Annotated in this window: 13 protein-coding genes; 7 read left to right on the forward strand and 6 right to left on the reverse strand. The window is 70.5% G+C overall.

The annotated features are described in order from the left end of the window. Nucleotides 1-244: 244 nt before the first annotated feature. The 3 genes from GT007_RS18050 to GT007_RS18060 all read right to left on the reverse strand — a co-directional run bounded on the left by GT007_RS18050 (nt 245) and on the right by GT007_RS18060 (nt 2,733). Nucleotides 245-973, reverse strand: coding sequence for a TrmH family RNA methyltransferase (locus GT007_RS18050; RefSeq protein ID WP_160123059.1), 729 nt, complete (start codon nt 971-973; stop codon nt 245-247). Nucleotides 974-1,066: 93 nt separating this feature from the next. Continuing rightward, on the reverse strand, nt 1,067-1,687 hold the full coding sequence (locus tag GT007_RS18055) for a dioxygenase family protein (protein ID WP_160123060.1): 621 nt from the start codon (nt 1,685-1,687) through the stop codon (nt 1,067-1,069). Nucleotides 1,688-1,740: 53 nt separating this feature from the next. After that, entirely contained in the window at nt 1,741-2,733 is a 993-nt protein-coding gene (locus GT007_RS18060) for an Ldh family oxidoreductase (protein WP_160123061.1), read from the reverse strand. Between the two features lie 94 nt (nt 2,734-2,827). Here GT007_RS18060 and GT007_RS18065 point away from each other — a divergent pair, with 94 nt between their 5' ends. Continuing rightward, the gene (locus GT007_RS18065; RefSeq protein ID WP_160123062.1) at nt 2,828-3,892 is read left to right on the forward strand and encodes a serine hydrolase domain-containing protein; all 1,065 of its coding nucleotides are present in this window, start codon (nt 2,828-2,830) and stop codon (nt 3,890-3,892) included. A gap of 122 nt (nt 3,893-4,014) precedes the next feature. Here GT007_RS18065 and GT007_RS18070 read toward each other — a convergent pair whose 3' ends face one another. From GT007_RS18070 to GT007_RS18080, 3 genes are read right to left on the reverse strand one after another with little or no spacing between them, the layout of a single operon-like run. Next, nucleotides 4,015-4,935, reverse strand: a complete 921-nt coding sequence (locus GT007_RS18070; RefSeq protein WP_160123063.1) for a 3-hydroxybutyryl-CoA dehydrogenase — start codon at nt 4,933-4,935, stop codon at nt 4,015-4,017. Continuing rightward, nucleotides 4,935-5,870 (reverse strand): electron transfer flavoprotein subunit alpha/FixB family protein, encoded by a 936-nt coding sequence (locus GT007_RS18075; RefSeq protein ID WP_160123064.1) that lies wholly within the window; start codon nt 5,868-5,870, stop codon nt 4,935-4,937. The genes GT007_RS18070 and GT007_RS18075 overlap by 1 nt, the downstream gene beginning before the upstream one ends. A gap of 3 nt (nt 5,871-5,873) precedes the next feature. After that, nucleotides 5,874-6,623, reverse strand: a complete 750-nt coding sequence (locus tag GT007_RS18080) for an electron transfer flavoprotein subunit beta/FixA family protein (protein WP_160123065.1) — start codon at nt 6,621-6,623, stop codon at nt 5,874-5,876. 223 nt (nt 6,624-6,846) lie between these two features. Here GT007_RS18080 and GT007_RS18085 point away from each other — a divergent pair, with 223 nt between their 5' ends. From GT007_RS18085 to GT007_RS18110, 6 genes are all read left to right on the forward strand, one after another. Beyond that, complete coding sequence (locus tag GT007_RS18085; RefSeq protein ID WP_201451975.1) at nt 6,847-7,953, forward strand: ABC transporter permease; 1,107 nt, start codon at nt 6,847-6,849, stop codon at nt 7,951-7,953. A gap of 1 nt (nt 7,954) precedes the next feature. Further along, nucleotides 7,955-8,716, forward strand: a complete 762-nt coding sequence (locus GT007_RS18090) for an ABC transporter ATP-binding protein (protein ID WP_160123066.1) — start codon at nt 7,955-7,957, stop codon at nt 8,714-8,716. Continuing rightward, nucleotides 8,713-9,729, forward strand: a complete 1,017-nt coding sequence (locus GT007_RS18095) for an MlaD family protein (RefSeq protein WP_160123067.1) — start codon at nt 8,713-8,715, stop codon at nt 9,727-9,729. The genes GT007_RS18090 and GT007_RS18095 overlap by 4 nt, the downstream gene beginning before the upstream one ends. Beyond that, entirely contained in the window at nt 9,726-10,328 is a 603-nt protein-coding gene (locus tag GT007_RS18100) for an ABC-type transport auxiliary lipoprotein family protein (protein WP_160123068.1), read from the forward strand. Before GT007_RS18095 ends, GT007_RS18100 begins: the two co-directional genes overlap by 4 nt. A gap of 345 nt (nt 10,329-10,673) precedes the next feature. Further along, a complete protein-coding gene (locus GT007_RS18105; protein WP_160123069.1) occupies nt 10,674-11,282 on the forward strand; it encodes a DUF2939 domain-containing protein in 609 nt (202 codons plus the stop codon). 69 nt (nt 11,283-11,351) lie between these two features. Beyond that, nucleotides 11,352-12,083, forward strand: a complete 732-nt coding sequence (locus tag GT007_RS18110) for a DUF1194 domain-containing protein (protein WP_160123070.1) — start codon at nt 11,352-11,354, stop codon at nt 12,081-12,083. Nucleotides 12,084-12,094 lie beyond the last annotated feature (11 nt).

A 12,094-nucleotide genomic window follows, 5' to 3' on the forward strand; every position in this document is an offset into this window, starting at 1 on the left:
GCCTTGCCCAGGCAATGCGGCGACATCTTCGCCCATTGCTCGTCACTCAAAACCAAACGCTGCGTCATCCAAAGCGTGAATCATAAACACACGTCACCAGGAAAGATCTAAATCTCAACAAGCCCTATAATTTTATCGAGAAAACCTTTTCAGGTTCCGATCCACTCCAAACTCGCAAAAAGTAATGGGGGGCTCTCGGGGGGAAAGTCATTTCCCCCCGAGCGGGAGTGTGAGGGCAGCGCCCTCACCCCGCCAGCGCATACAGCAGCACCGCCGCCGCGTTCGACACGTTCAGGCTTTCCACCGGTCCGCGCGGCGGCAGTGTCACCCGCAGCGGGCAGGCGGCGATGGTGCCCGGGGCCGGGCCGTGTTCCTCATTGCCCAGCACCAGCGCGAAGGGTTTGCCGCGCGGCAGGGCCTGGGGCGGCACGCCCCCGGCGGCGGTGGCCACCACGGGCGCCAGCCGGCCCGCGATGCGGCGCAGGAAGGTGGGCAGGTCCTCCACCCGGAACAGGTCCAGCTGTTCCAGCGCGCCTTCGCTGGTGCGGAACACCGCATCCGACAGGTCGGCCTGGCGCGGGTCGGAGGAGATGACGGCGGCCTTCGCCCCGAAGAACACCGCCGAGCGCAGGATGGCGCCCATATTGTGCGGGTTGCCCACCCCGTCCAGCACCGGCAGCACCGGGGCGGACCACAGGATGTCTGGCAGGCGTTCGGGCATGGGCTCGGCGCGGCGGGGGGCGGCCACGGCCACGATGCCGTTGTGGTGGGGGGTGCCGGCGATGCGGTCCAACTCGTCGCTGGGCACGATGCGATAGGGCAGCTTGTGGCGCGCCATGTAGCGCGCGAGGGGGGCCGCGAATTCCTGCATCTCGGGCGTGTAGAACAGGCGGCCCACCTGCTCCGGGCGGCGCAGGAACAGGGCGCGCACGGCGTTGGGGCCGGTGATACGCTGGGGGTCTGGGCTTCGCATGCAGGGGGCGGTAGCGCGCCCGGCGGGCGGGCGCTAGTGCCCTGCCCGCTTCGTTCGCTGGATCTCCAGCGAACGAAGCGGATAAGCAGGACACTAGCCCAGAACGATATCGAACTCCGCCCGCTGCCCTTGCGCATCGGTGCCGAGCCTGACCGTCAGCATGGCCCGCTCCGCCGGAGAGAGGGCGAGCCACAGCCGGTCCTCCTCGTTCGCGGCCTCGTCGGGGAAGAAGATCTCGGTCGTCAGCGGGCGGCCGCGGCCCAGGGGGTAGGCGCGCAGATGGATGTGCCGCGTCCGGCCGGCGTACAGGCCCGGGCGCAGGGTGCGGAAGGCATAGCGCCCCGCCCCATCCGTGGTGGCGCGGCCATAGCCCTGGAAGCCCAGGTCCCGCCGGCCCAGGTTGGGGTCATGCGGGTGCATGTTGATGCCGTTGGCGTCGGCCTGCCAGATCTCCAGCGCCACGCCCGGCAGGGGCGTGCCATCCTGCCGGCGCACCACGCCGGTCAGCAGCAGGGGCTCGCCCTGGGCGGGGCGGTCGGCGCCGGCCACATGCAGCAGGTCCGCGTCGGCATCGCCGGGGATGGAGCGCGGGTAGAAAGGCCCCTCCCGCAGGGCGGGGGTGGTGCCCGGGATGTCGTTCGTGCAACTGCCGGTGGGCAGCAGCAGGCCCCCCACCAGCAGCGCGCGCCGGGCGATATGGGGCGGGAACTGCATGCGGCCTGAGTATCCGGTCACCGCCCAGGCCGCGAGTGAAGAAACGTGACGAACTATGCCGCCAGCGCGCGCAGCTTCTCCAGCAGGGCGGGGGGGATGGCTAGGCTCTCCGGCAGGGTGGCGTGGCGGGCACCGGGCAGGCGCACGCCCGCATCCTCCAGCATCGTGGCCACCAGCGTCTCGATCCGCGCCAGATAGGTGGCCTGGCCGGCCAGCGCGCCGGGGTCGATCACCAGCAGCGCCTGGCCCAGGGCAGGGCGGTTGCCCTCATCCTGGAAGAAGCCATCGGCCTCGAAGCCGAAGGCGGCCCCCGTCAGCGCCACGCACAACAATTCCACCACCAGCGCCAGCGCGGCCCCCTTCGGCCCGCCGAGCGCCAGCATGGCCCCGCCCATCGCGGCCTTGGGGTCGGTGGTGGGGCGGCCCGCGGCGTCCAGCGCCCAGCCTTCGGGGATGCTCTCGCCGCGCTGGGCGGCGCCCGCGATCTTCGCCCGCGCCACCTGGCTCAGCGCCAGGTCGATGACCAGCGGCGCCGCATCCCCGGCGCGGGGAAAGGCCGCCGCGATCGGGTTGGTGCCCAGCAGCGGCCGCGCGCCGCCCGGCACCGGCATGGCGAAGGGGGAGTTGGTGAAGGCCAGCGCCACCAGCCCCTGCCGCGCCAGCCGCGCCACCGGCAGGCCCATGGCCCCGGCGTGATGGCTGTTGGCGATGCCGATGAAGGCCACACCATTCGCCCGGGCGCGCGCCGCACCCTCGGCCTCCGCCATCGCCAGCGCCGGATAGGCCAGCCCATGCCCGGCATCGATCAGCGCGGCGCCGCCCCGCTGGTTCACCAGCCGCGGCTCCGCCGACCCGTCCGCGCGGCCGTTGCGCAGGAAGGCCGCGTATTGCGGCACGCGCGACAGGCCATGCCCGGCCTGGCCGATCGCCTCGCCGCCGATCAGCGCCGTGGCGGTCAGCGCCGCCATGCGGGGGTTGGCGCCGGCATGGGCCAGGGCGGCCTCGGCCAGGGCGCGCAGGGTCTCGGTGGGGGTGTGCTGGGTCATGGCGGCGCACACTGCCGTGATTCCCCGGGCACCACCAGGGAGGGCTAGGCGCCCGCCGCCGCCGGGGGCAAGCTCCGCCCCAGGGAGCACCCGCATGGACCGCAGCAAGATCGACCGTATCGAGGCCACCATCCGCGCCCATATCGCGGAAGGCCGGCAATTGGGCGCCAGTTTCGCCATCGCCCATCATGGCGAGGTGATCGCCCACCGCGTGCTGGGCGAGGCCCGCGCCGGCACCCCCGCCACCAACCAGTCCCTGTGGCTGCTGTATTCCAACACCAAGGTCATCACCGCCTGCGCCCTGTGGATCCTGGCCGAGGAAGGTCGCATCCGCTTCGAGGACCCGGTGGCGGCTCACATCCCGGGCTTCTGCCGCCACGGCAAGGGCGGCATCACCCTGATCCAGCTGCTGTCCCACCAGGGCGGCTTCCCCAACTCCCTCGTCCCGCCCGAGGCCTGGGAGAACCCGGCCCTGCTGGAGGACGTGGTCTGCGGCTTCACCCTGGAGACCACGCCGGGCAGCACCGTGCACTACCACCCCGCCGCCGCCCATTGGGTGGCCGCCGTGCTGATCCGCCGCGTCACCGGCCAGGACCACCGGGATTTCATCCGCGAGCGTATCATCCGCCCGCTGGGGCTGGAGGCCGAGCTGTTCGTCGGCCTGCCCGACGCCGAGCACCACCGCGCCGCCGACATGCATGACGTGACCGATCTGGGCCAGACGCCCCGCATGCCCGAATGCGGCCCGGCCCACCGCCGCGCCGGCGTGCCCGGCGGCGGCGGATACGCCACCGCCCGCGCCATGGCGCTGTTCTATCAATCCCTGCTGGGGCACGGGCCGCGCCTCGTTTCCCGCCGGATGATGCAGTACGTCACCCGCAACTTCACGGGCGACCGGCCCGACCTGGCCCAGGGGGTGCCCATGCACCGGGGGCTGGGCCCGCATTCGCGCGGCACCAGCGACACCATCCGGGGCCTGGGCACCATCGCCCACCCCGGCACCTTCGGCCATGGCGGCGTCGGCAGCAGCTATGTGTGGGGGGATCCGGACAGCGGCACCAGCTTCGCCTTCCTGTCCAACGCACGGCAATCGGACGAGGATTGGCACATCGCCCGCATGGATATCCTGAGCAACCTGGCCCACGCGGCGCTGGGGTGATGATCGGGTAGGGCGCTATGAGGGGGCTCTGCCCCCTCAAACTCCCCCACCAAGGGCCTTTCGGCCTTTGGTGGGGGGAGCGCGAGGGGGGCAAAGCCCCTCTCGCAGACTGCCCTACATCATCACCGCGACGGGCGCGGCGGGTCCTGGCTGTAGTCGTAGAAGCCCTTGCCAGTCTTGCGGCCGTACCAGCCGGCCTCGACGTATTTCACCAGCAGCGGGCAGGGGCGGTATTTGCTGTCGGCCAGCCCGTCGTGCAGCACCTGCATGATGGACAGGCAGGTATCCAGCCCGATGAAATCCGCCAGTTCCAGCGGCCCCATCGGGTGGTTGGCACCCAGCTTCAGCGCGGTGTCGATCGAGACGATGTCGCCCACCCCCTCATACAGGGCATAGACGGCCTCGTTGATCATCGGCACCAGGATGCGGTTGACGATGAAGGCGGGGAAATCCTCGGCGGTGGCCGTGGTCTTGCCCAGCTTCTTCGCCAGCACCTGCACGGCCTGATAGGTCTGCTCGTCGGTGGCGATGCCGCGGATCACTTCCACCAGCTTCATGACCGGCACGGGGTTCATGAAGTGCATGCCGATGAAGCGCTCGGCGCGGTCCGTTGCCGCACCCAGCCGGGTGATGCTGATGGAGGAGGTGTTGGAGGCCAGCATGGCCGCGGGCTTCAGGTGGGGGCAGAGGCCCTTGAAGATCTCGCGCTTGATCGCCTCGTTCTCGGTGGCGGCTTCCACCACGAAATCGGTATCGGCGAACAGGGAGTAGTCGGTGCCGGTGGTGACGCGGGCGAGCGCCGCGTCACGCTCTTCAGGCGCGATCAGCTTGCGGCTGACCTGCCGGTCCATGTTCTTGGCCATGGTGGCCATCGCCTTGTCCAGCGCCTCGGCCTTCACGTCCATCAGAAAGACGGGAATGCCGGCCAGGGCGCAGACATGGGCGATGCCGTTGCCCATCTGTCCCGCGCCGATCACGCCGACGCTCTTGATCTCAGGGACAGGGGCGTCGGTCTTGGCGGGGGCGTAGATGGGCGTGGCCATTATTTCTTGTCCAGCTCGGTTTCGAGTTCGGGGATCAGCTTGAACAGGTCACCCACCAGGCCGTAGTCGGCGACCTGGAAGATCGGGGCTTCCTCGTCCTTGTTGATGGCCACGATCACCTTGCTGTCCTTCATGCCGGCCAGGTGCTGGATGGCGCCCGAGATGCCGACGGCGATGTACAGTTCCGGCGCCACGATCTTGCCGGTCTGGCCCACCTGGTGGTCGTTGGGGGCATAGCCCGCATCGACCGCGGCGCGCGAGGCACCGACGGCGGCACCCAGCTTGTCGGCCACCTTCTCGATGATGGCGAAGTTCTCGGCCGAACCCATGGCGCGGCCGCCGGAGATGACGATGCGCGCGGCCGTCAGTTCCGGGCGCTCGCTCTTCTGCACCTCGGCGCCCAGGAAGCTGGACAGGGCAGGGTCGGCGGCGGCGGCAATGGTCTCGACGGGCGCGGAGCCGCCGGTGGCGGGCACCGGGTCGAAGCTGGCGGCGCGCACGGTGGCCACCTTCTTCGGGTCGGAGCTCTTCACGGTGGCCAGCGCGTTGCCGGCGTAGATCGGGCGCACGAAGGTGTCGGCGTCGATCACGCCCGCCACGTCGCTGATCGGCTGCACGTCCAGCAGGGCGGCGACGCGCGGCATCACGTTCTTGCCGGCGGCCGAGGCCGGGGCGAGCAGATGGCTGTAGCCGCCGGCCAGCGAGACCAGCAGGGCCGCGGTGGGCTCGGCCAGGCGCTTGGCCAGCGAGGCGTCCTCGGCCACCAGCACCTTGGCGACGGAGGGGATCTGGCTGGCGGAGGCGGCGGCGGTCGCCGCCCCTTCGCCGACCAGCAGCAGGTGCACTTCGCCCAGCTTGGCGCCGGCGGCGACGGTGCTGCGGGTGGGCTGGGTGACGGCCGCGCCGTCATGGTCCGCGAGGATCAGGATGGCCATGGTTCAGATCACCTTCGCTTCGTTGCGCAGCTTGTCGACCAGCTCGGCCACCGAACCGACCTTCACACCGGCGGAGCGCTTCGCCGGCTCCTCGACCTTCAGCACGGTCAGGCGCGGGGTCACGTCCACGCCCAGGTCGGCGGGCTTCACCGTCTCAATCGGCTTCTTGCGCGCCTTCATGATGTTGGGCAGCGAGGCGTAGCGCGGCTCATTCAGGCGCAGATCGGTGGTGACGATGGCCGGCAGGGCCAGCTTCACCGTCTCCAGCCCGCCATCCACTTCGCGGGTCACGGTGGCGAAGCCATCCGCGATCTCGACCTTGGAGGCGAAGGTGCCCTGGCCCCAGCCGAGCAGGGCGGCCAGCATCTGGCCGGTCGCGCTCATGTCGTCGTCGATCGCCTGCTTGCCCAGGATGATGAGCTGCGGCTGTTCCTTGTCGGCCAGGGCCTTCAGGATTTTGGCGACGGCGATCGGTTCCAGAACGCCGTCGTGCTCGACCAGGATGCCGCGGTCGGCGCCCATGGCGAGCGCGGTGCGGATCTGCTCCTGCGCGGCGGTGGGGCCGGCGGAGACGGCGATGATCTCGCTGACCACGCCCTTTTCCTTCAGGCGCACCGCTTCCTCAACCGCGATCTCGTCGAACGGGTTCATGGACATCTTCACATTGGCGGTCTCAACGCCGGTCCCGTCAGACTTGACCCGGACCTTGACGTTATAGTCCACCACCCGCTTCACCGGGACCAGCAGCTTCATCGCCTGATTGCCTTCTGATGTGGCCTTTTCGCAGCGGCGAACATACACAGGGATTGCGGCGGGGCAAGCATGCCCCCACGCCCTTGTTGGCGGTTCCGGCCTTCCCACCCGACCGGCCGGTCGAATTAATCCGTTACGCCAGCCACGCATCCGTGCGATTGCGCGCCCGGATGACACGTGTTTCATCCGTCAACAGCGGATGACCCGCGGCGTTGGGAGAGACATGCGGCAGGACAAGGACAGCACGGGCATGGAGGTGCGGGCCGATGGCGCCCTGTGCTTCACCGGCCCGCTGGGCACCGCCGATGCCGCGCGCCTCTGGACCCGGGCGATGGAGGCCTGCAAGCGCGGCGTGCCGCTGGTCGACGCGGCGGGCGTCACCCAGCTCTCGGGCGCGGGGGCCGTGCTGCTGGCCGAGGCCGCGCGCCGCGCGGGGGGCGTGGAGCTGCGCCCGCCCAACGAACGCGCCGCCGCCGAGAACCTGAAGCGCATGGCCGCCGCCCTGGCGGCAGCCCCGCCACCGGCCCCGCCCCGCCCGGTGGGCTTCGTCACCCGCATCGGCCAGATGGTGCTGGGGGCGGGCGCGCAATGCCGCACCCGCCTCTCCTTCCTGGGGGAGGTGACGCAGGGCTGGATCGCGCTGCTGGCCCGCCCCTGGCGGCTGCGATTCTCGGAACTGACGCGCCACCTGGATGAGGCGGGCACGCGCGGATTCGGCCTGTGCATCCTGCTGGGCACGCTGATCGGGGTGATCCTGGCCTTCCAGTCCTCCATCCCGATGCGCAAATTCGGCGCCGAGGTCTTCGTGCCGCAGCTCGTCGGCATCTCCCTGGTGCGGGAGCTGGGGCCGCTGATCGCGGCCATCGTGCTCGCCGGGCGTTCCGCCAGCGCCTATGCGGCCGAACTCGGCACCATGCGGGTGAATGAGGAGATCGACGCGCTCTCGGTCATGGGCATCGACCCCGTGGCCTGGCTGGTGCTGCCGCGCATCTTCGCGGCCGGGCTGGTGATGCCGGTGCTGACGCTGGTGATGAACCTGACCGGCCTGCTGGGCATGGGGGTGGTGATGGGCGGCCTCGGCATCCCGGCCAGCATGGTGATGAATTCCCTGCAGGACTGGATTTCCGTGGGGGACCTGGCGGGCGGGCTGTTCAAGGCCATGGTGTTCGGGCTGACCATCGGCCTGATCGGCTGCCGGGCGGGGCTGAAGGCCGGCGGCGGCCCGCGCGCGGTGGGCGATGCCGCGACCTCGGCCGTCGTGGGCTCCCTGGTCGCGGTGGTGGTGCTGGACGGCATCTTCGCCGTCATCTTCTTCCGGCTGGGGTGGTAGCATGGCCGACAACGTCATCGAGGCCGAGAAGCTGGCCGCCCGCTTCGGCACCCGCACCATCTTCCAGGACGTGACCTTCAACGTCCGCCGGGGAGAGGTGTTCGTCATCCTCGGCGGGTCCGGCTGCGGCAAGTCCACCTTGCTGAAGCTGCTGATCGGCCTGATCCCGCCCGCCGAGGGCCAGGCGCGGGTGCTGGGCCAGGCCCTGGCGACGCTGACCGGCAAGACGCGCAACGAGGCGCTCTCCCATATCGGGGTGATGTGGCAGCAGGGCGCGCTGCTGGGCAGCCTGAACCTGATGCAGAACGTGGCCCTGCCGATGGAGCAGCACACGAAGCTGCCCCCCGATGCGCGGGAGGCCCTGGCGCGCGCGCGGCTGGGGCTGGTGGGCCTCGGCGATGCCGCCTCGCGCCTGCCCGCCGAGATCTCGGGCGGCATGCTGAAGCGGGCGGGCATCGCGCGCGCCATGGCGCTGGACCCGGACATCCTGTTCCTGGACGAGCCCAGCGCGGGGCTCGACCCCATCACCTCCGCCGGGCTGGACGCACTGATCCTCACGCTCGCGCGGGAAACCGGCACCACCTTCGTGGTGGTGACGCATGAATTGCAGTCGATCCTGGCCATCGGGGACCGTTGCATCATGCTGGACAAGGAGGCCCAGGGCATGATCGCCGAGGGCAATCCCCGCGAATTGCGGGACCACGCAACCCACCCCAAGGTGCGCGCCTTCTTCCGGCGCGAAGTGATGGAGCAGGCGCCATGACGCGCAATGCGTTTTCCGTGGGGGTGCTGGTGCTGGTGGCGGTGGCGCTCGGCCTCGGCTTCCTGCTGTTCCTGACCGCGGACGCCTTCAAGGGCCGGGGCGAGATGCACGAGACCTATTTCCGCGAATCCGTGCAGGGGTTGGATATCGGCTCCTCCGTGCGGTTCCGCGGCGTGCAGGTGGGCCGCGTGACCGAGATCGGCCTGGTCGCCGCGCATTACCGCAGCGTGGAGGAACGGAATGAGGGCGCGGCCTTCCGCCTGGTCATGGTCCGCTTCACCCTGAACCGGGCCCAGATCGGGGAAGGGCTGTCGATCGAACGCTCGGTCGCCAACGGGATGCGGGCGCGGCTGTCCACCCAGGGCATCACGGGCGTCGTCTATATCGAGCTGGATTTCGTCGATGCCCAGCGCTACCCGGTCCGAGCCATTCCCTGGGACCCGGAATTTCCCGTGATCCCGTCCATGCCCTCCACCAGCGCCCAGGTGCAGTCGGCGGCCGAGGCGCTGATGGCCCGGCTGGAACAGGTGGACATCAACGGCATGCTGACCAACCTGAGCGGGTTGATCACCGACCTGCGCACCCAGCTGGCGCCCGAGGGCACCGGCGGGCAGGCGCTGACGGAAATGGCGGTGCTGGCGCGCAGCCTGCGCCAATCCGCCGAGGCCGCCGACCTGCCGGCCCTGGCCAGCGAGTTGCGAGCGACCGTGGCCGCCGCCCATGCCGTGATGGCCAGCCCCGAGCTGCGCCAGGCCATCCAGCAGGGCGGCGCCGCCATGGCCGAGCTGCGCCAGGCCACCGCCCGCCTGCCCGGCACCGTGGCGCAGCTCGAATCCGGGCTGCGCAGCGCCCGCTCCGCCACGCTGGACACCCAGGCCGAGCTGGTGCCCGTGCTGCGGGACCTGCGCGCCATCACCAGCAATCTGAGGGATGTGACCGAGATGCTCCGCCGCTCGCCAAGCCAGACCCTGCTGGGCGCCCCGCCCCCGGCCAGCGCGGGAGCCGGCCGATGAGGCGCCGCGCCCTGCTGGCCCTGGCCTTGCTGCCCGGCTGCTCCGTGCTGCCGGAGCGGCCCTATGTCGAGACGCGGCGCTTTCCGCTGGCGCCGCAACGCCCGGCCAGCCTGCCCGCCGCCGCCAACGCGCCCGCGCTGCTGCTGCGCGCCGTGCGCCCTGGGGCGGGGATGGACGGCCGCGCCCTGCGTTCCATCCGCGCCGACGGCACGCTGGCGCTGGCCCCCTATGCTGAATGGGCCGCGCCGCCGAACGAGGCGGTGGAATCCTCCCTGCGCCAATGGCTGCAGGCCAGCGGCCTGTTCAGCGCCGTGACCGCCCCAGCCAGTCGCCTGCCGAGCAGCCTGGTGTTGGAAGTGGAACTGACCGCGCTGGAAACCCAGGGCGGCCAGGCGCGCGCGGCATTCTCCGCCTTGCTGATCGAGGATGGGGGGCTCGTCTCCGGCCGGCTGCGGGGGCAGTTCGCGCCGCGCGGGCAGGCGCCAGTGCGCGGCGAAGGCGATGCCGCCGCCGCGGAGGCGATGAGCGCGGCCCTGGCGGATGCGTTCCGGGGGCTTGAGATGGAGCTGGGCGCGGCGCTGGGGCGGCGGAGGGCGTAAGACCGAGGGGCTCTGCCCCTCGGGCTCCCCGCCAGGAGCCGAAAGGCCCCTGGACCCCATCAGTTTGGTGCTGATCCTGGGCAGGGGTTTCTCTTTGATTTTAATAATGAAAATGGCGCCCGACTTGCCAAGGTAAGGCGCCAAACTTATGGGTTCAAAGGGTTGTTACAACCCTTTGCGGGTGTCCAGAGGGCGGAGCCCTTTGGTGGGGGTCTGGGGGCGAAGCCCCTGGCGCCTGTAGAATTTTTGAGACAATCGAGACGATCCCGACGCCTCGTTAACCTTTGGCTCACCATCTCCGCGCATTCTTATTTTCGAGACGTAAGCTCGATTTTGGAGATTGTGATGCGCCGCACGACACAATGCCAGGACGATCTCTGGAACGATATCTGGGCCGAGTATGACGCCAGCCGCCAGGTGCAGGCCAGCGAGACCATCCCCGCCCCCCCTGTCCGCCGCCGCCGTCCGCGCTTTCTGCGCTTCGCCGCCGCCGCCTGCCTGATGGGGCTGGTCGTGGCCTATGCCGGCGCGCCGTTCCTGGCTGCCGCCACGTTGGGTGAGGCGTTGGCCGCTGGCGATGCCCAGGGGCTGGAGCAGCGGGTGGACTGGGCGAGCCTGGGCCCGCAATTCGCGGCCAGCCTGAACACCCAGCCGCTGTCCCCGCAGGCCGATCGTTTCCTGGGCGGCATGGCCCGCGACGTGGCCCAGGGCATGGCGAGCCCCGAGGGCTTGCTGGGGCTGGTGCGGGACCGTCTGCCGCGCGGGGCGGGTGGTTTCGGCATGATCGGCGCGGTGCGGCCGCTGGACGCCCGCCATTGGCAGGTGGCGCTGCATGCCCCGGGTGAGGCCGACAGCGCGCTGCATGTCACCCTGGCATTGCAGGACCCGCTGCGGATGCGCTGGCAAGTGGTGGGGATGGAGCTGCCCCTCCGGCGTGAGGCATGGGGCCTGTAGCCTTCATAAAAGCTTTGCATTTCCGCACCGCACCAGGCTTCCATGGAAGTTCCTGGCAGGGGAGCGGAGATGCGACGCAGAAGCCTTCTGGCCTCCGGCGCGGCCCTGGCGGCGCCTGGCCTCCCCACGGCGCCGGGCCTGCATGCGGAGCCGCTGGACGTGGATGTGGCCCTGGTGCTGGCCGTGGATGTCAGCCGCTCCATCGACCCCGATGAGGCGCGGCTGCAACGCGAAGGCTATCGCAACGCCCTGTTGGATGAGCGCGTGGCCCAGGCCATCCGCCGCGGCAGCGTGGGCGCCATCGGCCTGGCCTATGTGGAATGGGCGGGGGCGGAGTATCAGCGCCTGGTCCTGCCCTGGACGCGCCTGGCGGGGGCGGCCGACGCCGCCCGCTGGGCCGATGCGCTGGCGGAGGCACCGCGCGCCAGCCTGTCCTGGACCAGCGTGTCGGGCGCCATCGATTTCTCCCGCCGGGTGCTGGGCGAATGCCCGTTCGAGCCGACGCGGCGGGTGATCGACGTTTCGGGCGACGGGGTGAACAACTCAGGCCGCCCGGCCGAGATGGCGCGCGACGAGGCGGTGGCCGAGGGCATCGTCATCAACGGCCTGCCGATCGTGAACGACAAGCCCAATTTCGGCCGCCCGCCGCCCATCCCGCTCGACCAGTATTTCCGCGACAGCGTGATCGGCGGGCCCGGCGCCTTCATGATCGTGGCCGAGGATTTCGAGGCCTTCGGCGGCGCGGTGCGGCGCAAGCTGATCCGCGAGATCGCGGGGTTGGCCGGACCGGCGTGGGGATAGGGGGGCCTTCA

It is taken from the genome of Rhodovarius lipocyclicus (assembly GCF_009900765.1).
In the GTDB taxonomy this organism is placed as follows: domain Bacteria; phylum Pseudomonadota; class Alphaproteobacteria; order Acetobacterales; family Acetobacteraceae; genus Rhodovarius; species Rhodovarius lipocyclicus.